Genomic DNA, 21,663 nt, shown 5'->3' with positions numbered 1-21,663 from the left:
TTTTTGTTAATTTGAAACTAAAGAGTATACATTTGTCAATGGTTAACTACACGAAAGCATAAAATCGATAAATTACAAATTTTCTTTATACGTTGACTGAATTTATTGAAAAAAGATATGTCAAAAAAGACTCTATTGAAAAGCGAGATTACCAAGTAAACCTTGCAAATCAGGCTATCTCTGAAAATTGTATTGTAGTTTTGCCAACTGGTCTTGGAAAAACTGCAATTGCATTACAAGTTATTGCGGAATATCTCTCCAAAGGTACTGGCGGTGCATTGTTTTTAGCACCTACAAGAGTACTTGTAAACCAACATTATGAATTTCTAAAAGAGAATCTAACATTAGATGACATTTCTCTAATAACTGGTGAGGATACTATTCAAAAAAGAACCAAACTTTGGAATAACAGTGTAATTTGCGCCACTCCTGAAATTGCAAAAAATGATTTGGATAGGGGAATTGTTTCGTCTAACCAATTTAATCTCATAATATTTGATGAAGTACATAGAACAGTTGGAGATTATGCATATTCTGGAATCGCAGAACGTTTTGTTAATTCTGATGGAAGAATTGTTGGAATGACTGCAACATTGCCTAGTGAAAAAGACAAGGCAACTGAAATTTTAACTAAATTAAAAATTGCAAGTGTTGCTGAAAGAACAGAAAATAGTCCTGATGTCAAACCATATACTCAGGAGACCAACACTGAATGGATAAATGTTGAACTCCCACCAGAACTAAAAACAATTCAAACATTATTGAAATTAGCCCTTGATCAAAGATATCAAACATTACGTGATAATGGAATCAAACTAGCTGAACAACAATCACTTTCTGCTCTATTAAGAATTAGACAATTTGTATTAAATCAGAATAGACGTTCTGCAAAACCACTATTCACTGCAATTAGAATTCACTATGCACTAAACATCTTAGAGGCACATGGAATTACGCCGTTTTTGAAGTTCTGTGAGCGTGCCAAGGCAAAAAAAGGTGCAGGAGTAAAGGAACTCTTTGAGGTTGACCCAAATTTTACTCGTGCAGTACATCTTGCAAAAGAAGCTCAATCTAGGGGAATTGAACATTCTAAGATTCCTAAACTAAAAGATATCATAGAATCTGTACCTGGAAAGGCTTTGATTTTTACAAGCTATCGTGATTCTGTTGATTTAATTCATAGTAAATTGACTGAACTTGGAGTTTCTGCGGGAATTCTGATTGGTAAAGCAGGTGAAACCGGCCTAAAACAAAAAAAGCAAATTGAAATTGTACAAAAGTTTCGTGATGGTATCTTTGATGTTTTAATTGCAACTCGTGTTGGTGAAGAAGGGTTGGATATTGCTGAAGTAAACCAAGTTATCTTTTATGATAATGTTCCTAGCTCTGTTAGATTTATTCAAAGACGAGGTAGAACTGGAAGAAAAGATACTGGAAAACTAGTTGTTCTAATTGCAAAAAATACTATTGATGAGACATACTATTGGATTGGTAAACGAAAAATGTCTGCATCAAAAGCAATGGGTGATAAAATGACTAAGGTATTGGAAAAAAATCAAGAAGTTGTTTCTAAAAAGACAGGATTAGATGCGTTTATCTAATTTTTGTATTGTTTAGTAATGTTTTGAATAATTACTTGTTTTCTTTGAATAATTTTATTTTTCATTCCTGATTCTAAATGATGTGTACTGGAACCTTTTGCCACAAGTAAATTCTCTAATCTGATTTCAAATTGACTTTCTAGAAAATTTATTGTTCCTTCAAATCCTCCACTTACTTCTAAATTCTCAAATGCATCTTTGGCTAGATTTGTGATTGATTTTTCTAAATAATCTAAAATTTCTTCTATTGCATTTTCTGTAAGTACTGCCATATCTGTGACTAAATTATCCGAATCTCTTGATAATATGATATCCGAACTCTGATTTTATTGGCTCAGATACCTCTCCAACTTGTAACTTGAATGCTGCATCTTCAAAGGGCTTAACCATCATGCCTTTTGTAAAATATCCTAGATTTCCATTTTTTTTGGCACTTCCTGAATCAATGGAAAGTTCTTTTGCCAATTTTCCAAATTTTTCTCCACTCTTTAATTTCTCCATTATTGCAAGTGCTTCACTTTGTTTTGAAACAAGGATGTGTGAACATTTGATTTTGTTTGACATGCTCTATTCTTTTGGGTGTGTTCTTTATTTGTTGGGGTGTTAATTCTTCAACATTTGAAAATAATGAAATTGTTTTTCTATATCTCATTTCATAATCTTTTGTGCATTGTAATGGATCTTGTAAGAAATACAAGGCAACAAGTACTGGTCTTGATGGTAGTAGATATGATCTGGGACAAAAGAGATGTCCTGAATGTGAACTGTTCATTGATTGGGAAGGATTGTGGTGTCCTTGCTGTGGACGTTTACTCAGAACAAAACCTCGAGCAAAAAAACTAAAGAGTAAAAGAAAATAAAATCTTCCCTTAACTGTAAAAGAATATTATTTTGTGTTTAGACCCCAACTGCTTTTGTTACTGGGGATAATTTTTAGAAATGGTGCTTCATTTTCTTTCCAAGGATCTCGTCGAACCCATTCAAATTTTTCATGGAATATTTCATAAAATTTTTGAAATTCTTTTCCGTTTTCTATAATCTCTGTCTGTCCTTGGATTACTATTGCCTTGTGTCCTCCTGATTTGTAAATGTCAATTGTTACACTTGTGTTTGGATTTGTTTTTAGATTCTTGTACGTTCTTGTTTCATAATCTGTTGCAACAATAATTGCATTTTTGTATAATACAAAAGATACTGGCTTTACATGTGGAATGTCTTCATGTGATGTTGCTATTCTAGCCTCCTCTAATGAATTGAGAAACTCTGTTTCTTTTTCACTAAATTCTATCAATTGAAAATCCGTTCTCTAATCTCTGGTATGTGTTTGTAGACAATGTCTCTCACTTTGATTTGATCTTCTGGTGTTGGCATTTCTTTTTGTGCACTAAGTATTGCTCCACTCATTCCTAATGCCATGCCCATCACAATTCCATAAACAAACTCTTTTGGGTCTTCTACTTTTAGAACTTCTTTGTTTTCTTTTATCTCGTCAAGATATGCTGGAATTGTTGCTACAGCACCATTGATTGTTTGAACTATTAGTGCCTCTAATTGTTCTTCACTCATGTTTTTCATCATGTAGTTTTACTAATAAATCTGCACCTAAGATTTTTAATTCAGAACCATTCAGAGTTTACATGTTCTCATTTTTTACTACAAATGAAGCAAATGAAGCACTTCCTGATGTGATAAAAAAATACGAATATGCTTTGGCAAAACAAAATGAAGTAAAAAAACTTGAACAGCAATTACAAATGAGTGTGTCTACAACTAATTCCTTTGAAGAATATGTGACTTTAAAACAACAACTAAACTCTGCAATCACCAAATTTTATGAGGCAGTTGAAATTCTTGAGAGTACTGGAGTTGTTGTAAAAAGTATAGAACAAGGATTGCTAGATTTTCCTTCCAAACGATTTGATGATGAAGTTTGGTTGTGCTGGAAGTATGGTGAAACAGAAATAAAATTCTGGCATGAAAAAGACTCTGGATTTATGGGTAGAAAACCTATTGAAGTAAGTGATGAATCTCTAGTCTGATTTTCTCAAAAATTTTACAACTTTAGTCTCTACGTTTCTTATCTCTGCAAATTCCACAAAGATAATTTTTCTTAAAATTCTCCAACTCTACTTGAAATTCTTGTGTTTGGTAGTATGATTCACCTGTTTGGAGACCTCCTGGTACTTTTTTACCGCAATTTGTGCAAATAATCTCTTCATCGAATTTTACTTTCTTTTCATTTTCTAAAATTCTACCAATAATCATGATAAGGTTTGGTTGATTTTTTTTATAAATAATGATCTAACGCTCAATCTCATGAATATTATACTGAAAAACTGTATTATTTTTGATGCTCTCAGTATGGTTTAGGGTTATTCGAATTCGCTTTCTTTTGGCGTCAGTAATTGCAGTATCTGTTGGTCTTGCTCTAAATTGGTGGCAAAATTCAACCATTGAACCGTTTGATGCATTTTTGACTTTTGCAGGAGTTATGGCATTACATGCTAGTGTTGATTTGCTAAATGATTTTTGGGATTTTAAACGTGGTATAGATGCCAAAACCCCAAAAACAAAGATGAGTGGTGGAACAGGTGTTTTACCTGAAGGATTACTCAAACCATCTAGTGTTTATCGTGCAGGAATTGCATTTTTGGTAATAGGCTCTGCAATTGGTGCATATTTTGTAATTACTGATGGAATAATCATTGCAGTCATTCTTGGTTTTGCAATATTATCCATCTACTTTTACTCTACAAAAATTGTTGATTCTGGATTAGGTGAATTTTTTGTTGCAGTAAAAGGTTCTATGATTGTACTTGGTACTTTCTTCATTCAATCTGGACAAATTACTGTGGAATCCATTCTTGCAGGAATTGTGGTAGGTTCGCTGTCTTCTCTAGTGTTATTCATTGCATCATTTCCTGATCATGATGCTGACAAGTCAAAAGGAAGAAAAACGTTAGTTATTGCAGTTGGCAAGCAAAAGGCAACAAAACTATTTTGGATATTTCCTATTGTTTCTTATTGTGTAATAATTTTGGGAGTATCTTTGAATCTATTTCCAACAATCACTTTGGTTACCTTTCTTAGCGTTCCTCTTGTAATAAAATCTGGATTTGGTTTGAAAAAGACTTATGATTCTGTTGAAAAACTAGTTCCTTTCATGTCCTCCACCTTGATGTTTAGCAGAATTACTGGTGCACTGTTTGTCCTGAGTTTTTTGATTGGCATTACAGTTTAAACATAAATTTAGTAAAAATTTAGACAAAATATGATTTCTGGATTTGCAACCCCTGAAGGAACCAAACAATTTGCCCAAAACTCAGGCGTAAATCAAGACAATTTTAAAGAATTTGAAAATCTGACTTTGTCCAACATTGGAATTGGAACCTATCTTGGTGATCCTGATACTAGAACTGATGAACTAGTATCTGGTGCAGTAAAACAATCTATCTTATCTGGTGTCAATGTAATTGATACTGCAATAAACTATCGTTCTCAAAAAGCAGAGAGATCTGTTGGAAAAGCAATCTCTGAGCTAATTCAAGAAAATAAAATTTCCCGTGATCAAATATTTGTCTCTACAAAAAATGGATATGTTACAAATGATGCTGATGTTCAGTTAGGTTTTTGGGAATATGTAAAAGAAGAATATACTCAAAAAGGCGTTGTCAAAGAAGGAGATATTACTTCAGGTTATCATTGTATGACTCCTGCCTATCTCTCTGATCAGTTAGATCGTAGTTTGAAAAATCTTGATTTGGAATGTGTTGACTTGATGTACCTTCACAATGCAGTTGAAGGACAAATTAAAGATGTTTCAAGAGAACAATTTTTGCAGAATCTCCAAACTGTTTTTGAGTTATATGAACAAAAACGTGATGAAGGAAAAATCAAATTTTACGGAATGGCTACCTGGGAATGTTTTAGAGTTTCAACTGACAATCCCCAATACCTTTCATTAGAAGACACCGTAAACATGGCAAAAAAAGTTGGTGGAGAAAATCACGGATTTAAGTTCATTCAATTACCTTTCAACTTGTATTATGATCAAGCATTACTTGGAAAAACTCAAACAATTCAAAACAACCCTGTTTCTGTTTTAGAATCTGCAACAAGATTGGGAATTGGTGTTTTCACAAGTGTGCCGCTAATGCAAGGAAGATTATTGCAACCTGGTGTTATGCCTGAATTTAGTGATTTGAAACCCTCAATGAGGGCATTGCAGTTTATCCGTTCATCTCCTGGAGTTATTGCACCTCTTGTTGGTCAAAAATCTGCAGAACATGTATCTGAGAATCTTGAAGTGATGAAAATTCCTCCTTATTCTGATGAGGAATTTCTTAGTCTTGTGAAAAAACTCACTTCTTAGAATTTTATCATCTCAACCTCAAAATTTTATAGAAAGCTAATAAGTGGGGGATCTTTGAGTCAAGACGCATGTCTGGAAAGATATATGATTACTCAAAAATCTGTGATACCATCAAAGACGCTGACCCAAAAATCAGATTTGCTGGTGTAATTAATGAACGAGGACGATTGGTTGCAGGTGGGATGAAACCAAATGTTGAGCCATTGGAAAGTGAAAAAGATGACGAAATGATTTTCATGGAACTTGCCTTACGTGTAAAAATGAGAAGAGAGTTTGATAAGCAACTTGGAACTGTAAATTTTGCATTGGCTTCTCGTGAACGTGCTTTAGCAATCAGCGTTCCAATCAATGAAGATATTTTGTATGTTGCAGCAGAACCTGACTCTGATTATGGCGCTCTGCCAAAAAAAATCCTTGAAATTGTTAACTCTTAGTACGATCTTTTAGTGAATCTATAAATAGAATTTACAGAAGAAAAACTTGTGCCAGTAGATCCTGTTTGCGGAATTGAACTTGACGAAGAACTAGCATTGTTACATGAACATGATGGAAAGAAATTCTATTTTTGTTGTAATGGATGTAGAAGAATATTTATCAAAAAACCTCGTAAATACAAATAATATCAAATAGGAAAAGCACCGCACATTCTGCAAAATTTTGAATTCTCAACTTTATGTTTGCAGTACGGACACACAGATTTTGCTTCTTTGTCTACAGGAGAACCGTATAATTTCTTAAAAATCTCATAATAGTGCATTGATTCTCTACTTCTGATGACTACATTGTCTTCTTTTTCAACAGTTAATTTCTTTTCAACATACTTTTCTTCTTCAATGATTGATTCAAACAGGTTTGTCAACCCTGATGTTCCTGAACCTTCTTGCATTGGTGATTTTTCCCTCCATGTGATTTGTTCTGGAATGTAAGGCTCGAATGTTTTACGTAAAATCCATTTTCCATGTCTCTTCTTGTTCTCTTCTTTTACCTTCAAATTTGCAGGTATTTTTTTTGCCAGACTGATCACTTTATCACTCAAGAATGGTGATTCTATCTTAATTCCTAATGCTTTGCCAATCCCTTGTGTTGGAAAATGCATAATTGAGCAGACTCTATTGATCTCAGATTCTAACTCTTCTTCTGATTTATGAACTAGGAAATTATATCCTGCAAATAGTTCATCTGCGCCATCTCCTGTAATGATCGATTTTTCTCCATTATCTTTTGCCCATTTTATGGCAAGATACATGACAACATTATTTCTAATTTCAATATCGTTAAAGTTTTTTAGAATTTTTATTGTTTGTTCAACTGCTTCAAGAATTTCTGCAGTTTTTACATTGAAAATTGTTAATGGTAAATCCATTTCTTTTGAAACTAGTTGGCAGTATGTTAGATCTGTTGAAACAAAATCTTCTGCAATTATTGCTAATGTGTTTGGTTTTCTTTCTTTGAGAAAATATGCGATAATTGAACTATCTAGCCCTCCTGATAAAGAAATTAAATTTGACTTGCAAGAATTACATGATTCTTGTAATGCCTCATAAAGATCCTTTGAGGTGTTATCCAATGCAAAATAGAATCTTTTGAAATTAAAATAGATATGCCTGACATTGATATCATTTGGCCAGACTAATTTCTGCAAACTTTAAATTCATTATGAAATACCTCTGAGTAAATGCTACTTCCTGCTGAGATTGAATCCAAAACTCTAATTCCTGCCTTACGTGCAATTCTTGCAAAAAAACTGGCTGAAGATCATAACATTAGAGAAGATGAGATATCTAAAATGCTTGGAGTTACACAAGCTGCAGTTAGTAATTACATTCGAGGTACTAGAGGTGACCCTTCTTTAATTGCAAAACTCTTGGCAGAAAAACAAGTTGCAGACATGATTGATGAACTAAGTGATAATCTGTCATCGGATATGGCATACACTCCATCTAGCTTGTCTAAATTCATTGGATTGTGCAACTATATCAAATCAAGTTTGTTAATCTGTGAGATACATCATAACTTGGAATCTGATATTGATGAGCAAGTTTGCAAAGAATGTGAAAATATGCTTCTTAAAGGTCCAGGCAGTGTATACTAGATCTTAAGTAAAATAATTTCTATAGTTGAAGTCATTCTTCCGATACCTGCTGCTGCATCGGTATCGAGATTAATTTTCTCTACTTTGGAATTCCCGTTTAACATCTTTTCTGTAATGATATTTGCAACTGCCACTGCATTTGGTATGGAATTCCCTTTTGATTTGATTGTGATTTTTTTCTTATTTCCTAATATCGATAATACTTCTAATGCAGATTGCATTACAGGATCATTTCCAATATACACTATGGATTCATCAGACTTTTCGGTCTGCTCGTGACCTTGCGGTTCATATGTCTCGTCATTGAGCATTATTCAACAATCAGCAATTTTATCTTCTTTTAAGTTTTATCGACCAATGATTCATTTTTCAAAGTAGTCGATAGGGATATTCTGATAATCTCCGTTTGGAAGAACTCTTCTAATTGTGATTGGGATCACTCTTTGTTCTAATTCTTCCATTGAAATATCCAATGAAATTCTTGCAGTCTTTGGGATTGGGATAAATGGTGGTGCTCCTAGAGACAACTGCAATGCTCTTGCACCCATGATTCTTGCCTTTTCAAATCTGGTTAGTGTTGGTGGGCCAATTGTGACCTTGTTTTTTTCACAAGGAATCTCTACTGGGTCATGTTCTTCTACTGTTTCAACAATTTCTCTACTTTCAATCTCTTTGATCTTCTTTTCAAGATCATCTTGTTCTTTTTCAGTTAATGGTTCAGCATCAACTTTCTTTTCAATTAATTTTCGATAAGTATCAAGTGCTTTGTTTAATCCTGCGTTAGTCTCAACTTCTGGTTCAGCAATCTCTTCAGTTGATTGAATTTCATCTTCGGCGACTTCTACGACTTCAGTATTATTGGCATCAGACAAGTACCGATTTTTTCTTAAAACGTTATATAATCTAATCATTTTAAACTACGAATTGAGCACCTCGTCTGTATCTAGAAAACAACTAATTTTAGAAATTAGGGGTAAGGCAAAAATCTCATGTGATCTAAAACGCCATCTATCTCCAAGGACTGTTGGAACTATTATGAGATCCTTGCCATTGGAAGGTCATGCACATCTTTTAGGAAAAAGTATTGTATATTTTGAAACGTCTGTTGATTCTGGTATAGAACGAGCAAGATCTGAATTCAAAAAAGGTGATGTGGCATTTTTGCCTTCGTCTGGAAGTTTTTGTTTTTTTACAAATGATGTTGCATCTGCAAAAACAATGACTCCTATAGGAAAATTATCTGATAACATTGATGCGTTAAAGGATGTTAAATCTGGAGACGTGTTATGTATCTATGAAGAAACTGCTTGATACAAGTGATGTCCTGAATAACCACCAACTCTTTTTACAATTCCTTTTTCTGCTGATTCTTTAAGGAATTTGTTTGCTGCAGAAATTTTTACTCCTGTTTGTCTTGCCATGTCTTGAACTGTAATCACTTTGGCACTTTGGATGATCTTCATTGCTTGTTGTTCATTAACCATTACTGTGATCTCTGCTTTCTTTGGACCGCCTTCACCTTTGTCTTTCTTACCTTTCTTAGAGTCTTTTGGACTAGATGATGTATCTTTTTTTGCGGCAGTTGGTTTCTTTGCTCCACCCATGGACTGAGAAAAAAATATTCCTCTTATAAACGATGAACCTACAGTTTGATTATCTTTAGAATTTTCAAATATAAATAACATCTTGGATTAGATAAGATATGGGTGTAGTATCCAAAGGCGCAAAATGCAATGTTGATGGATGTGACGATGATGGTGCACGTTCACTTAATACTTCCAAAGTCGAAAATGCTGGTTTAAGAGTCAACTCTTCAGGCAAAAAAACAGTACTATGTAAAACACATTACAAAGAATACAAAAAAGAATCTAAAGATGACCGCGAACTCGAGCGGGCAAGATTCGACAGATTTTGATTAAGTTAAAAATTTACTTTTTGTTATTCAAATAATCTGACTGTAGTTTTTTATAGAATTTATCTAGATCTTTGAAAATTCTTTTTGGTTTTCTTTTCTTTTGTGTGCTGATTGCATATAGTGCTAAAATTGGAAACGCAATTGTTGCATCTGCATAAACTGTGACAACATCTTCATGAGCATCTTGAACTTTGCCCCAACTCTTTCCTTCCTGTAGTGTTGCTCCTGAAAGTCCTCCTGTGTCTGGTCTGGCATCAGTTATTTGTATGATGTAATCTTGTCCCCCATCTTCTCTGTCAAGAATTTGATCTAGTGTCGGCCCTGTTTGCTGAGCTGTGTTCTTTGGAACTCCTCCACCTAATTCTAAAATCCCTGATTTTTTTGAGTTGTATAGAATTGCTGCTTGCTCTAACAACTCTTTGACAAAATCAAAATTGTATTCTTTTCCACGCAGTCTATGTACTGCTAAATTCATTGCAATTGATGAATCCCCGATTGTTGAAATGTATACTGGAACATCGTATTTGTATGCTGATGCTAGGAAACTTTTTTCTGGATTTTTTGCTTTTTCTTTAGTTATTTTGCCGATAAAATTACACAACTCGGCACTTGTAAATGATTTATCGATAAATTTCTCTTTAAACATATTTTGCATAATCTTATCTTCTGCTTTCATCGTTTTTTCAAAATCAATATAGACATCACGAATTCTTACAATTCCTTTTTCATAGAGAACCATGTCATCTACATCGAAATGTCCTTGTTTAACAGGTAATTTGTGTGCAAAATGATCTTCATGATACACATTTGCACCTGTCGTGATAATCCAATCAACAAAACCTCTTTCAATTAATGTTTTGAAAATTCCTCCAAACCCTACTGGTGTCATTGCACCTGCAATGGTTAAACAAATGGTAGCACCATCATCAATCATTTTTGCATAAAGTTTTGCTGCTTCACCTAACTGTCGTCCATTGTATCCTGATTGTGCAAATACTTCTACTACATCTTCAATTTTCATATTTGGTTTTAATTCAATATGTGGAATGTTTTTTCCATGAAAATTATGATGATCCATTTTTTTCTGAAAGACTTTCAGAGTAAATAACACTTCCGACTAAACTTTAAACTGTGATTTACATATTGAAAATATCTTGAATATTATAGATTTACACGATCCAGAGAGAGTTAATAGAACTCCTGATGAAGTTGAGGTTTTACTTTCTTCAGGAAATTTCATTCAAGACGAATTTAAAATTTACAAAGTTGAATTGCGTCTTTACTTGGAAAAAAATGATGAAAAACTTGGTGATTACTCTTTGATTACTTCCTTTGTTGAAACTGACAAGGGCACTGTTGAGATGGTTTATGATGAGGGATTTCGTGGTCAAGACTCTTTGAAGAGGGCATCGGCATTTCTCACATCTAATTTGGGTATGTCTGGCTTGATTTTACGCTCAGTAATTTCATTACGTGGTAAAACATCCTAAAAGAAACCCCAGCATTTCAGCAAACACTTATTTCAATTATAATTTCTGTTTGAAATTATGCGAATACTGCAACTACACTGTGATAGCATAGAATACACTCCTACAAAAAAAGAGATCAAATCAGCTGAAGAGATTGAAAATCCTCAAACTCAGAGACTAGAAGAGATTGTAGTGGCCTTTGTCGCAATTGAAGATGGAGATGATTCTTCTGTTGCAAAAAATGCAATATCTCAGATAAAAAACTCTATGGAAAAAATTGGTTGCAAAAAATTATTGTTATATCCTTATGCACATCTTAGCTCAAATCTTGCAAAACCTTCCACTGCTATGTCTTTGTTACAAGAAATGGAATCTGAAGCATCAGATCTTGAAGTTTCTCATTCTCCTTTTGGTTGGACAAAATCTTACAAAGTTCAAGTTAAAGGACATCCATTAGCAGAAAGCTCCAAAGTTGTTACTAAAGACTCTACTACTAAAGATGATGACGAAGATACTTCTGATGCACTAAAAGGAGAATCTACAATTCGTTCTTACTGGAAAATAATGTCTCCTGATGGAACAATGATTAACATTGGAGACTATGATTTTTCTAATCATAAAAAATTAGAGATTTTAGCCAAATACGAATCTGCAAAACAACGTCAAGTTGATGAACCCCCTCCACATGTTGCATTAATGAAAAAACTTGCAATTGCAGATTACGAACCTGCATCTGATTCTGGAAATATGAGATTCTTTCCAAATGGGCGTTTGATGAAATCTCTTATTGAGAGATATGTTACTGACAGAGTAAAGGAGTATGGTGGTTATGAGGTTGAAACTCCAATCATGTATGACTCTGAACACCCAAGTATGGTTAGTTACTTTAATCGATTCCCTGCAAGACAATACAATATTGATTCAGAAGGAAAGAAACTCTTTTTGAGATTTGCAGCCTGTTTTGGACAATTCCTTATGGCAAATCAATTCCAAATGTCTTACAAGAATTTACCATACAAACTCTATGAGCTTACTAGGTATAGCTTTAGACGTGAACAATCAGGTGAATTAGTCGGTCTGAGAAGATTACGTGCATTTACAATGCCTGATTGTCATGCATTTTGCAAAGATATTCCGCAAGCAGTAGATGAGATAAAGGTCAGATTTGATTTGTCTCAAAGTGTTCTCAAAGAGTTGGGAATTGATGAATCTGATTATGACATGGCAATTAGATTTACTGAGGATTTTTACAATGAAAACAAATCTGCGATTGAAGAATTAGTCAAGAAACATGGTCGACCTGTATTAGTTGAGATGTGGAAAGAGAAATTCTTTTACTTTGTTCTAAAATGGGAATTCAATTTTATTGATAATTTAGGAAAGGCATCTGCTTTGTCAACTGATCAAATAGATGTTGAAAATGGAGACCGATATGGAATTGAATTTGTAGATGAAAACAACACTGCACAACATCCAATTATTCTACACAACTCCCCAAGTGGTGCAATTGAAAGAATAATCTATGCATTATTAGAAAAAGCTGCAGATGATTCAAAGAAAGGAAAGAAACCACAACTTCCATTGTGGCTTGCACCAACACAAGTTAGAATCATTCCATTAAAAGAAGAGTTTTATGACTTTTGTAATAATTTGTGTGATAAAATATCTGCACAAAATGTCCGTGTTGATGTTGATGATAGAAATGAGAGTATTGGTAAAAGAATACGTGAAGCTGAAAAGGAATGGATTCAATACATTTTGGTAATAGGTGAGAAAGAAGCAGGTTCTGAGAATCTAAGTATCCGTGACAGACAGACTGGAAATGTACGAGAAGTCTCATTTGATGATTTCATGAATGAAATTAATGAACAAACTTCAGGTAAACCATATACTGGACTAAACCAATCACAACATCTCTCAAAGAGACCTCAATTAATGGTGTAGATTATGAGCTTTCTTGATTTATACATGAACAAAAATCCCATGATTACTGCCTCAGACGATGATTCTGAACCTGTAGCAACCGTTTTTGGAATTCCTTTTGATGCAACCCATTCATACAAACCTGGTTGTAGATTTGGTCCTGATGCAATTAGAGATTCTTTTAACAATATTGAGATATTTCATCCTGAACTCTCTATAGATTTAGAAACTGTACACATTGAGGATTTGGGTAATACTCGTCACACAGTTGTAGCATCTGAGATGATTGACATGGTAAAAAAAATTACAACTGAACTTGTTGCAAAACAAAGACAGTTGTTCATTTTGGGAGGTGAACACTCTATCACATATGGAACGTACACTAGTTTTCCAAAAGATACTGGTTATGTTGTATTTGACGCCCACTATGACTTGAGAGATGAATTTGCAGATATCAAACTCAGTCATGCATCTTATCTTAGACGCGTTGTTGAAGAACGAGGTGCAGAAAACATTCTACATGTTGGAGCTCGTGCATTTGTTAAAGAAGAATTGGAATTTCTAACTGAACATAAAATCAAAACCATTTCTGACAAAGAAATTCGTGACGGAAAAGGCCCCCAGTTACTAAAAGATCATGTTTCAACTTTTGATACAATGTATTCTAGTTTTGATCTTGATGTTCTTGATCCTGCATTTGCACCTGGTGTTGGAAATCCTGAAGCTGTAGGAATAACTTCTAGAGAATTATTTGATATGATTTACTCTCTTCAAGAAACCAAAGTTATTGGTGCTGATATAGTTGAACTAAACCCTTACCATGATAATGGTGCCACTGCATCTCTTGCAGCAAAGATAATGTCCACGCTTATTGCAATTAATCTATCTCAAAATCAATAAATCTCAAAAAATTGACTATGCTTTGCCTAGTTTTCACTCCTATTCACTTTATTAGCTAGTATTGTTGGGGTTATCACGTGTTAAACAATCTCCGAGATTCACTCAAACCTACACTTGAAAAGATTGGTAAAGGATTTGCATCCACAGGACTGTCTCCTAATTTCTGGACTGCAGTTGGTTTGGGCGTTGCATTTCTTTCTGCAATAGTGTATGGACTTGGAATTGAATTTGGATTAATTATTGGAGGTATTTTGTTACTTGTTTCAGGATTCTTTGATATGGTGGATGGACAAGTTGCCCGTGTAACTGGCAAAACATCTCAAAAGGGCTCGTATTTAGATTCAATGTTTGATAAAATTGCAGAGACTGCAATATTTTTGGGAATTTTAGTTGGTGGATATGCTGAACCATATTTGGTATTACTTGCAATCACTTTGTCACTATTGGTAAGTTATGCAAGAGCAAAATCTGATGCAATAAATGTAAAATTACAAGGTGTTGGAATTGGTGAAAGAGCAGAGAGGTTACTTGTTATTGCAATTATTGGAATAATTGGATTTATGGAAATAGCTGTTATCATTGTAGTAATAATTGCGGCAATAACATTAATTCAAAGAATGATTGTTACTGCAAAAAACATCAAAGAATAAGACTATCGTAGTTTTCCACGTTTTCTTCTATTGTCTGCAGATCTAATTTTTAGAATCTTAAAGTGAATTGCACATGAAATACAATACCATTTTAGAACTGTAGGTGATGCAATGTATGCTCCTTGTGCTCGTAATTCTTTGGCTAGTGTATGTTCGACTAGGTTAAGTCTAGATGTTACTTTTTTTGCCTTGTCTTTTGGAACGGTTTGTCCGCAGTTTGTACATTGTACAACACCTGAAGATCCTTTTCCTCCTTTTGTACGACCTCTACTTGCACGCTTAAGTGGCATGACTGTGAACTGATTTACCTACTTATATTCTTGTGGCCATTTCTGAAATTCTGTTTGATTTGTGCCTAAAAATGAACCAAAAATACTCCATGTTTTAATTCTAGATCGTGTAATTCCATTTAGAGAATATGCGTGGTCTTTGTCACAGTTGTTATAGTTCTGGAGTTGAGGTCTTTATGCTAAAGGGAGAAATTCTTTGCAAATCCTGTTTTGACAAAAACAATGCAAAAAACTAAATCTACACTATATTGAATCAAGAGAAATGAAATTAGCAGTTTTTGCTCATTGTGCAGTTGATACCATTACTATTGGAGAAAACAATTATGAGCAAATTGGAGGTTCTGCATGCTATTGTGGATTAACTGCAAGAGAATTCAAATTTGACGTTGATCTGTATACGAAATGTGGAAATGATTTTCCAATACAATATCTTTCAGATAATAAAATCAACCTAATTAATTCTGAATCTGCTAAAAACACCACAAAATTTGCAATATCTATTACTGGTGCTGACCGAACTCTAAAACTTGAAAACCAATGTGATCCCATTGAATATTCTAATACAAAAGCAGATGGTCATCTTGTCAGTCCCATTTTTCACGAAATTACAAATGAAACACTAAAGAAAATTAAAGATGATTCAAATTTTTTGTTTGTTGATCCTCAGGGATTTCTTAGAGAAAAAGATTCAGAAAACAATGTTTTCTTGCAAAAAAAGGATTTGGATTTATCAAATGTTAATGCAATCAAAGTAAATCCTGAAGAAGCACAACAACTTGTTACTGGTACTCATGATGAGATGATGGTTGCACTTCAGAAAAGAGGTGTTGAGCATGTATTACTAACAAACAAAACTGAAGTTTCTCTATTGGTAAAAGATAAGGTATATTCTATTACTCTTCCAAATAAAGAAATTCATGACACAACTGGTATAGGTGATATCTTTTGTGCTGCGTTTTGTTGTACGATGCTTAAAGAAAAAGACTACCTGTGGGCTCTTTGTTTTGCTGGTGGTGCTGCTCAGGCTGCACTTGATTCAAAAAACGTTGGATTGCAGAAAATCCCTCGTAAAGGAGTAATCCAAAACAATGCCTCATACTTTTACAATTTGGTAAAGTTTCGAGACTTGTAGATGCATTATTCTTTTATTGAAGCATTTCAAATGTTTACTCTATGCAAATAGGCATCTATGGTTCTGGAACTACTAGCAATGCAGCTAAAATTGTAAAAAAAATACTTGATGATGCTGGAATCAAATCCTTTACAATAACAAAATCAAAGAGTAAACCTGCTGATTGCGTTATAGTTTTAGGTGGAGATAAAGGAGTCCGCAATTATTTTCATAGAACATTTGATTCTACCTTGCCAATTTTAGGAATTAGCGAAGGTGAAACAAGTGGGTTTTTGGCTCAAATTGATCTAAAAGAATTTGCATCATATGTTGATATTTTGAAAAAACAGAAGTATACAATTGAAGAAGTACCTAGACTGGGTGTAAAAATAGATGGGAAGAATGTTTATCCTGTACTAAATGATGTTGCAGTTTTTTCTTCTCGAAGTGCAATGTTGATGGAACATACTTTGCGTGTTAATGGTGAGGAAGTATGGCATGATAATAGTGATGGAATTATTGTTTCAACACCAATTGGCTCTTCAGCATACTCAATGTCTGCTGGTGGACCTGTGTTATTTCAAGACTCTGCAGTTTTTGAAATTATATCTGTAAACTCTCTTGATGTAACAAGAAGACCAATTATTGTATCCAATGACAGCTCAATTGAGATTGATGATATTTCTGCACGATTACATTGTGAAGTAGTACTTGATGGTCTTGATAGATACAAAGTAAACAAAACTGTTGAATGTACCCAATTCTTTCCTCCTGCAAAGATAATTCGTCTAAAAAAAGACTCTACTGCAATTTCTGCTCTTGCAAAAAAAGTACATTTAGCAGAAGAACTACTCAGTATGCCTCCTAGCTCCAAATTACTCTTGAAGACTTTAGAATATGAGGGTGCATTAACGCAAAAAGATTTGGCAAACAAAACACTTCTTCCAGATCGAACTGTTAGATTGGCATTAAGTCATTTGTTAAAGAAAGGATATGTGAAAAAGAAAGTTTCCATACGTGATGCTAGACAAAAAATTTATGAAATATCTAAAATTGAATAATATACTATTATGCAAAAATTACCTTTCATTGTTTTAGGAATAGGAATTTCTTTTCTTTTAATTTGGGTTTTTGGAATAACTCCCGAACTATTAACTAGTCACGACATCTTAGAAATTACTGCTGAAAATGTTGGAATGATTCAATTTGCTGACTGTGTTGGATGTGAACTTTCTGAACCTACAAAAATGCTATTTCATTGGGATCGAGAAATTCTGGAAGTAAATGGCAATGCATTATTGTTACGTACTACATATGATTACAAAGATATCTTAACTGCTGAGAGTTTTTGGGTTACCGATTTTACTGAGGCTGTGGATAAAAACACTCGTGAATATTTAGACAAAACTGGTCACTTTGCATTCCCTCCACACGTAGAGAAAAAAGACTACTTTGTTTATGATATTGGTGGAGTTGTAATGCATTATCATTTTGTTGAAGAAACTACTCTTGATGGAGTAACTGTTTACAAATTTGAGGGTGAAGAAATTTTTGATGTATCTGATGTTTATCCTGATTTTTCAGAACAAATTTGGGAACATTATAGAGCTACAAATCACATTGAACCTGTAACAGGAATGGATGTTTCATTTAGTGAACAATTTACAGATTATGCGTTAGTTGATGATCAAAAAATTGTTGTTTTAGATGCATGGGATGAACCAACAGAATTTTCTGAAAAAACATTATTGAAACAAGTAAAGAATCTCAAATCTCTTTATTTTATGTATGAAAATATTATCCCATCTATAATTGGTCTTGCTACCTTAGCAGGATTTATTGTGACAATGTTAGCTGGTAGAGTTTCAAAAGGTGAGACAAAGATTGCAGAACTAGAAGAAATTGATAAACAAAAAGATGAACTTGTTTCTATGGTTAGTCATGAGATAAAAAATCCTTTAACTCCAATCATTTTGGCATGCCAATTATTGCTTACAGAAAAAGAAGGCCCTTTAACTCAAAAACAAAAACATAGAATCAAGCAAATTTTGGTAAATTCTAACCAAGTTACTGCTTTGTTATCTGATTTGTCTGATATCAAAACTTTAGATAGAAATGATATGAATTTGCGTAAAGAAGATGTCAATGTTGATATTCTATTGAAAAAAATTATTCCCAACCTAAAAGATATGGTCGAATCACGAGGGGCTGTTTTGGAATTAAAAGTTAAAAAATCTAAAACAATCTCATGTGACGCTGCTCGTATCTCTCAAGTTGTTACAAACATTGTCAAGAACGCTGTTGACTTTGTTCCAACAACAAATGGAAAAATTGTCATTTCATCTGATGTCACTGATGATGGCCAGACTTTGATTAGCATTGAAGATAACGGAATAGGGATTCCTGAGGAACATCATGAAACCGTATTTGAGAAATTCCATCAATTAGATACTCCTAAAGATATTTCTCACCAAGGAACTGGCCTTGGATTGGCCATTTGCAAGGGAATTGTTGAATCTCATGGTGGAAAAATCTGGGTTGCAAAAGACTACACTGGTGGTGCTAAATTCAATATTCTTTTGCCTTAATTTTTGATTATTTTTCAGAGGCTGCTTTGATAAATGCTGCAAATGCTTCTTCTGGGAATCCTGGCCTGCTGTTAAACTCTGGGTGGAACTGTACTCCTAGATAGAATTTATGACTAGGAATTTCCAACATCTCCATTCTTTTACCATTGTCACTGTCTGCTGAAAATATCAAACCGTTTTCTTCAAATTTTGGAATGTACTCTTTGTTAATTTCATATCTGTGTCTGTGTCGTTTGCTAATTGTTGTGGTACCATAGATTTTTTGAGCATTTGTGTTTTCTTTGATTAATACTTCGTTTGCTCCTAATCTCAATGATCCTCCCATGTCTGAAACATCTTTTTGTTCTGGAAGTAAATCTACAATTGGATTTGCTGTATTTGGCTCAATCTCTGTAGAATTTGCATCATCTAATTTCAAAACATTTCTTCCAAATGCTATTACTGCTAATTGAAATCCAAAACATATTCCTAGATATGGTATATTATTTTCACGTGCATAGTTTGCAGTTTGAATAATTCCTTCTGAACCACGTGTACCAAATCCTCCTGGAACTAATATTCCATCATATTTTGATAATACAGAATAATCTGTAATTGACTCTGAATCAATCCAATCAATATCTATTGATTTACCAATTTGCGCTCCTGCGTGTTTTAATGCATGGTTTACGCTAACATAACTATCTGCTAATGTGACATATTTTCCAACCATTGCAATCTTTACTTTTTGATCTTCGTGATTTACCATATTTTGTGCAATTGTATTCCATTTGTCCCAGTTAGCTGATGCGTTAACCATCCCAACTATTCCAAATTTGGTAAATATTGCATCCATGATTCCTTGGTCATACAACATTTGTGGAACTTCAAAAATTGATTTTGCATCATGGCATGAAAGAACATCTTTTGCAGTTACATTTGTAAACATTGCAATCTTTTTCTTTGTTTTTTCTTCTAATGGTAAGGTACACCTTACTGCCAAAAAGTCTGGCTGAATACCAATTCTTCTTAATTCCTGTGCACTATGTTGTGTTGGTTTTGTCTTTTGTTCTCCTACCACATCAAGTGATGGTGCAAGTGTTACATGAACAAAAATTACTCCTTCTGGTCCTTCTTCTACTCTCATTTGTCTTAATGCTTCTAAAAATGGAAGCGATTCAATATCTCCAACTGTTCCACCACACTCTACGATTAGAAAATCTAATTTTTCATTTTCAGCAATATTTCTAATCCGGTTCTTTATTTCATCAGTTACATGTGGAATGATTTGGACACATGCTCCTAGGTATTCTCCTTTTCTTTCTGCTTCTATTACTGAAGAGTACACTTGAGCAGTTGTAATGTTGTGGCTTTTTGGAATGTCTTGATTAAGAAACCTCTCATAATTTCCAATATCCATATCACATTCCCCTCCGTCATCTGTGACGAATACTTCGCCATGGGCTACTGGATTCATGGTTCCTGCGTCATAGTTAAGATAAGGATCTATCTTGATACAAGAGACCTTTTGATCTGCTAACTGTAATAATTTTGCAATTGAGGAAGTTGTTACGCCTTTTCCAAGGCCAGACATCACACCACCTGTGACAAAAATAAACTTCGTCTGCACATTAATGAAACGAGTATCTGGTTTTTGTATGTTTTGTCGATCATGGCTTGGTTGAAATACTACTTTACAGTTGTATAATTATGAAGTATGCACTTGCAGTTTTACCTCTAATGGCAATATTGATGGTCGGTTCAGGTTTTGCCTTTGCTGAAAGCTATGAAATTAAAATTCCTTCAGGTGCATCTGATGAAAACTTTCCTTACTTTTGGTCTCAAAAAGACACTGGTGAGACATCTGGTATAATCACTATTTTTCCAGGAGATACTATCACATGGTCTAATGCTGATACTGCATTTCACACTATAACCTCAATCAATCCTACAGGGGAACGAACACCTACACCTGATGATGAAAATGGACTATTTGATAGTGGATTTTTCACTGCAGGAAAATCTTTCACTCATCAGTTTGATGAACTTGGTGATTTTTACTATTATTGCACACTTCATCCTTGGATGAATGGTGTAGTTCATGTTGTTTTGGATCCTGGCAGTGTTAAATCCATTGATGGAATAGCATCTGGTTATACTGATGATGGGTTAGGATTTGAAGTAAAATATTTCCTAGATGCACATTTGGCTCCTGCAGTACACGTTAATCCTGATGAGAAAACTTTGACATTTACTTTAACAGGGGAGAGTAACAATGAACATCTTACCATAACTCTGCCAAAGGAACTAATTGACAATCCTACATCTGTTTGGGTTGATGGAAATATGGTAGAGTTTGAATCTGATTCTACAATTAGTGGTAATACTGCAACTCAACTAGTCATCCCACTTGATAATACTTCAAGAGAAGTCAAGATAATGGGTTCTAAAGTAATTCCTGAATTTGGAGGAATTGCCTTGTTGGTTCTCACAATCTCTATAATCTCAGTCATCATCTTTTCAAAAAAGACTAGTTTGATTGCTCTAAGATGAGCCTATTTTTACAATAACCCTCTCTTTTAGGCTCAATTTTACTAACATATCTGGTGAGAGAGATTCGTCTTAAACTAAATGACACTGATTATCTGGGATTTCTAAGTATTGCAACTGCTGATCAATTAACTGTGGAAGAAAAACTAAAACAAATTATCAATTACCATTTGATTATTTATCGAAATAAACAAAAACTAAAAAATGAACGCTTGATGTAAAT

The 21,663-nt window shown here is 34.0% G+C and carries 30 protein-coding genes; 18 read left to right on the top strand and 12 right to left on the bottom strand.

Annotated features, from left to right (window positions below):
• Positions 1-92: 92 nt before the first annotated feature.
• A complete protein-coding gene (locus tag NMAR_RS05065; RefSeq protein ID WP_012215327.1) occupies positions 93-1,601 on the top strand; it encodes a DEAD/DEAH box helicase in 1,509 nt (502 codons plus the stop codon).
• On the opposite strand, the gene NMAR_RS05060 is transcribed toward NMAR_RS05065, so the two are convergent.
• Together NMAR_RS05060 and NMAR_RS05055 are read right to left on the bottom strand one after the other, a co-directional pair.
• Positions 1,598-1,873, bottom strand: coding sequence for a hypothetical protein (locus NMAR_RS05060; RefSeq protein WP_012215326.1), 276 nt, complete (start codon positions 1,871-1,873; stop codon positions 1,598-1,600). The genes NMAR_RS05065 and NMAR_RS05060 overlap by 4 nt on opposite strands.
• 13 nt (positions 1,874-1,886) lie before the next feature.
• Positions 1,887-2,165, bottom strand: coding sequence for a peptidylprolyl isomerase (locus tag NMAR_RS05055; RefSeq protein ID WP_012215325.1), 279 nt, complete (start codon positions 2,163-2,165; stop codon positions 1,887-1,889).
• A gap of 101 nt (positions 2,166-2,266) precedes the next feature.
• Here NMAR_RS05055 and NMAR_RS05050 point away from each other — a divergent pair, with 101 nt between their 5' ends.
• Positions 2,267-2,461, top strand: coding sequence for a hypothetical protein (locus tag NMAR_RS05050; RefSeq protein ID WP_148680113.1), 195 nt, complete (start codon positions 2,267-2,269; stop codon positions 2,459-2,461).
• 26 nt (positions 2,462-2,487) lie between these two features.
• Here the strand turns inward: NMAR_RS05050 and NMAR_RS05045 are convergent, their stop codons facing one another.
• Both NMAR_RS05045 and NMAR_RS05040 read right to left on the bottom strand, forming a co-directional pair.
• The gene (locus NMAR_RS05045; protein ID WP_012215324.1) at positions 2,488-2,892 is read right to left on the bottom strand and encodes a pyridoxamine 5'-phosphate oxidase family protein; all 405 of its coding nucleotides are present in this window, start codon (positions 2,890-2,892) and stop codon (positions 2,488-2,490) included.
• Positions 2,889-3,167, bottom strand: coding sequence for a hypothetical protein (locus NMAR_RS05040; RefSeq protein ID WP_148680112.1), 279 nt, complete (start codon positions 3,165-3,167; stop codon positions 2,889-2,891). Before NMAR_RS05040 ends, NMAR_RS05045 begins: the two co-directional genes overlap by 4 nt.
• 71 nt (positions 3,168-3,238) lie before the next feature.
• On the opposite strand from NMAR_RS05040, the gene NMAR_RS05035 reads away from it, so the two are divergent.
• Positions 3,239-3,640, top strand: a complete 402-nt coding sequence (locus NMAR_RS05035; protein ID WP_012215322.1) for a DUF2203 domain-containing protein — start codon at positions 3,239-3,241, stop codon at positions 3,638-3,640.
• 22 nt (positions 3,641-3,662) lie between these two features.
• On the opposite strand, the gene NMAR_RS05030 is transcribed toward NMAR_RS05035, so the two are convergent.
• The gene (locus NMAR_RS05030; RefSeq protein WP_148680111.1) at positions 3,663-3,866 is read right to left on the bottom strand and encodes a hypothetical protein; all 204 of its coding nucleotides are present in this window, start codon (positions 3,864-3,866) and stop codon (positions 3,663-3,665) included.
• An 85-nt stretch (positions 3,867-3,951) separates the two neighbouring features.
• On the opposite strand from NMAR_RS05030, the gene NMAR_RS05025 reads away from it, so the two are divergent.
• The 4 genes from NMAR_RS05025 to NMAR_RS05010 all read left to right on the top strand — a co-directional run bounded on the left by NMAR_RS05025 (position 3,952) and on the right by NMAR_RS05010 (position 6,593).
• Positions 3,952-4,842: a prenyltransferase gene (locus tag NMAR_RS05025; protein ID WP_012215321.1), complete on the top strand. Its 891-nt coding sequence runs from the start codon at positions 3,952-3,954 to the stop codon at positions 4,840-4,842.
• 30 nt (positions 4,843-4,872) lie between these two features.
• Entirely contained in the window at positions 4,873-5,973 is a 1,101-nt protein-coding gene (locus tag NMAR_RS05020) for an aldo/keto reductase (RefSeq protein ID WP_012215320.1), read from the top strand.
• Positions 5,974-6,041: 68 nt separating this feature from the next.
• Entirely contained in the window at positions 6,042-6,407 is a 366-nt protein-coding gene (locus NMAR_RS05015; RefSeq protein WP_012215319.1) for a DUF6659 family protein, read from the top strand.
• 48 nt (positions 6,408-6,455) lie between these two features.
• Positions 6,456-6,593 carry a YHS domain-containing protein gene (locus tag NMAR_RS05010; RefSeq protein WP_014963322.1) on the top strand — a complete coding sequence of 46 codons (138 nt, stop codon included), beginning with the start codon at positions 6,456-6,458 and terminating at the stop codon, positions 6,591-6,593.
• A 2-nt stretch (positions 6,594-6,595) separates the two neighbouring features.
• Here NMAR_RS05010 and NMAR_RS05005 read toward each other — a convergent pair whose 3' ends face one another.
• Positions 6,596-7,540 carry an asparagine synthase C-terminal domain-containing protein gene (locus NMAR_RS05005; RefSeq protein WP_148680110.1) on the bottom strand — a complete coding sequence of 315 codons (945 nt, stop codon included), beginning with the start codon at positions 7,538-7,540 and terminating at the stop codon, positions 6,596-6,598.
• Between the two features lie 108 nt (positions 7,541-7,648).
• Between NMAR_RS05005 and NMAR_RS05000 the strand changes: the two genes are divergently transcribed.
• Positions 7,649-8,065, top strand: a complete 417-nt coding sequence (locus tag NMAR_RS05000; protein WP_012215317.1) for a transcriptional regulator — start codon at positions 7,649-7,651, stop codon at positions 8,063-8,065.
• On the opposite strand, the gene NMAR_RS04995 is transcribed toward NMAR_RS05000, so the two are convergent.
• Positions 8,062-8,376, bottom strand: coding sequence for an AlbA family DNA/RNA-binding protein (locus tag NMAR_RS04995; protein WP_012215316.1), 315 nt, complete (start codon positions 8,374-8,376; stop codon positions 8,062-8,064). The two genes, NMAR_RS05000 and NMAR_RS04995, sit on opposite strands and share 4 nt — an antisense overlap.
• A 51-nt stretch (positions 8,377-8,427) precedes the next feature.
• Positions 8,428-8,976: a DNA-directed RNA polymerase subunit K gene (locus NMAR_RS04990; protein WP_012215315.1), complete on the bottom strand. Its 549-nt coding sequence runs from the start codon at positions 8,974-8,976 to the stop codon at positions 8,428-8,430.
• 13 nt (positions 8,977-8,989) lie between these two features.
• On the opposite strand from NMAR_RS04990, the gene NMAR_RS04985 reads away from it, so the two are divergent.
• Complete coding sequence (locus NMAR_RS04985; RefSeq protein WP_187146572.1) at positions 8,990-9,376, top strand: cyclophilin-like fold protein; 387 nt, start codon at positions 8,990-8,992, stop codon at positions 9,374-9,376.
• Here the strand turns inward: NMAR_RS04985 and NMAR_RS04980 are convergent.
• Positions 9,358-9,669 (bottom strand): Fic family protein, encoded by a 312-nt coding sequence (locus tag NMAR_RS04980; protein WP_012215313.1) that lies wholly within the window; start codon positions 9,667-9,669, stop codon positions 9,358-9,360. The genes NMAR_RS04985 and NMAR_RS04980 overlap by 19 nt on opposite strands.
• Positions 9,670-9,767: 98 nt before the next feature.
• On the opposite strand from NMAR_RS04980, the gene NMAR_RS04975 reads away from it, so the two are divergent.
• Positions 9,768-9,980 (top strand): hypothetical protein, encoded by a 213-nt coding sequence (locus NMAR_RS04975; protein ID WP_012215312.1) that lies wholly within the window; start codon positions 9,768-9,770, stop codon positions 9,978-9,980.
• Positions 9,981-9,993: 13 nt separating this feature from the next.
• Here the strand turns inward: NMAR_RS04975 and NMAR_RS04970 are convergent, their stop codons facing one another.
• Positions 9,994-11,058, bottom strand: coding sequence for a homospermidine biosynthesis protein (locus NMAR_RS04970; protein WP_012215311.1), 1,065 nt, complete (start codon positions 11,056-11,058; stop codon positions 9,994-9,996).
• Between the two features lie 76 nt (positions 11,059-11,134).
• On the opposite strand from NMAR_RS04970, the gene NMAR_RS04965 reads away from it, so the two are divergent.
• From NMAR_RS04965 to NMAR_RS04950, 4 genes are all read left to right on the top strand, one after another.
• The gene (locus tag NMAR_RS04965) at positions 11,135-11,470 is read left to right on the top strand and encodes a hypothetical protein (protein ID WP_012215310.1); all 336 of its coding nucleotides are present in this window, start codon (positions 11,135-11,137) and stop codon (positions 11,468-11,470) included.
• Positions 11,471-11,527: 57 nt separating this feature from the next.
• Complete coding sequence (locus tag NMAR_RS04960) at positions 11,528-13,393, top strand: threonine--tRNA ligase (protein ID WP_012215309.1); 1,866 nt, start codon at positions 11,528-11,530, stop codon at positions 13,391-13,393.
• Positions 13,394-13,396: 3 nt separating this feature from the next.
• A complete protein-coding gene (gene speB, locus NMAR_RS04955) occupies positions 13,397-14,272 on the top strand; it encodes an agmatinase (protein WP_012215308.1) in 876 nt (291 codons plus the stop codon).
• A gap of 77 nt (positions 14,273-14,349) precedes the next feature.
• Complete coding sequence (locus tag NMAR_RS04950) at positions 14,350-14,922, top strand: CDP-alcohol phosphatidyltransferase family protein (RefSeq protein ID WP_012215307.1); 573 nt, start codon at positions 14,350-14,352, stop codon at positions 14,920-14,922.
• A gap of 2 nt (positions 14,923-14,924) precedes the next feature.
• Here NMAR_RS04950 and NMAR_RS04945 read toward each other — a convergent pair whose 3' ends face one another.
• The gene (locus tag NMAR_RS04945) at positions 14,925-15,212 is read right to left on the bottom strand and encodes a 30S ribosomal protein S26e (protein WP_012215306.1); all 288 of its coding nucleotides are present in this window, start codon (positions 15,210-15,212) and stop codon (positions 14,925-14,927) included.
• A gap of 262 nt (positions 15,213-15,474) precedes the next feature.
• On the opposite strand from NMAR_RS04945, the gene NMAR_RS04940 reads away from it, so the two are divergent.
• From NMAR_RS04940 to NMAR_RS04930, 3 genes are read left to right on the top strand one after another with little or no spacing between them, the layout of a single operon-like run.
• The gene (locus NMAR_RS04940; RefSeq protein WP_012215305.1) at positions 15,475-16,344 is read left to right on the top strand and encodes a PfkB family carbohydrate kinase; all 870 of its coding nucleotides are present in this window, start codon (positions 15,475-15,477) and stop codon (positions 16,342-16,344) included.
• Between the two features lie 41 nt (positions 16,345-16,385).
• Positions 16,386-17,384, top strand: coding sequence for an NAD(+)/NADH kinase (locus NMAR_RS04935; protein WP_012215304.1), 999 nt, complete (start codon positions 16,386-16,388; stop codon positions 17,382-17,384).
• Positions 17,385-17,393: 9 nt separating this feature from the next.
• Entirely contained in the window at positions 17,394-18,911 is a 1,518-nt protein-coding gene (locus tag NMAR_RS04930; protein ID WP_012215303.1) for a porin PorA family protein, read from the top strand.
• 7 nt (positions 18,912-18,918) lie between these two features.
• On the opposite strand, the gene pyrG is transcribed toward NMAR_RS04930, so the two are convergent.
• Positions 18,919-20,520 carry a glutamine hydrolyzing CTP synthase gene (gene pyrG / locus NMAR_RS04925; RefSeq protein ID WP_012215302.1) on the bottom strand — a complete coding sequence of 534 codons (1,602 nt, stop codon included), beginning with the start codon at positions 20,518-20,520 and terminating at the stop codon, positions 18,919-18,921.
• Between the two features lie 80 nt (positions 20,521-20,600).
• Between pyrG and NMAR_RS04920 the strand changes: the two genes are divergently transcribed.
• Positions 20,601-21,443, top strand: a complete 843-nt coding sequence (locus NMAR_RS04920) for a cupredoxin domain-containing protein (protein ID WP_012215301.1) — start codon at positions 20,601-20,603, stop codon at positions 21,441-21,443.
• Positions 21,444-21,663 lie beyond the last annotated feature (220 nt).

This window comes from Nitrosopumilus maritimus SCM1, assembly GCF_000018465.1.
Lineage (GTDB): Archaea > Thermoproteota > Nitrososphaeria > Nitrososphaerales > Nitrosopumilaceae > Nitrosopumilus > Nitrosopumilus maritimus.
The sequence above is the reverse complement of the archived record's forward strand: the minus strand, read 5'-3'. Positions and strand labels throughout refer to the sequence as shown.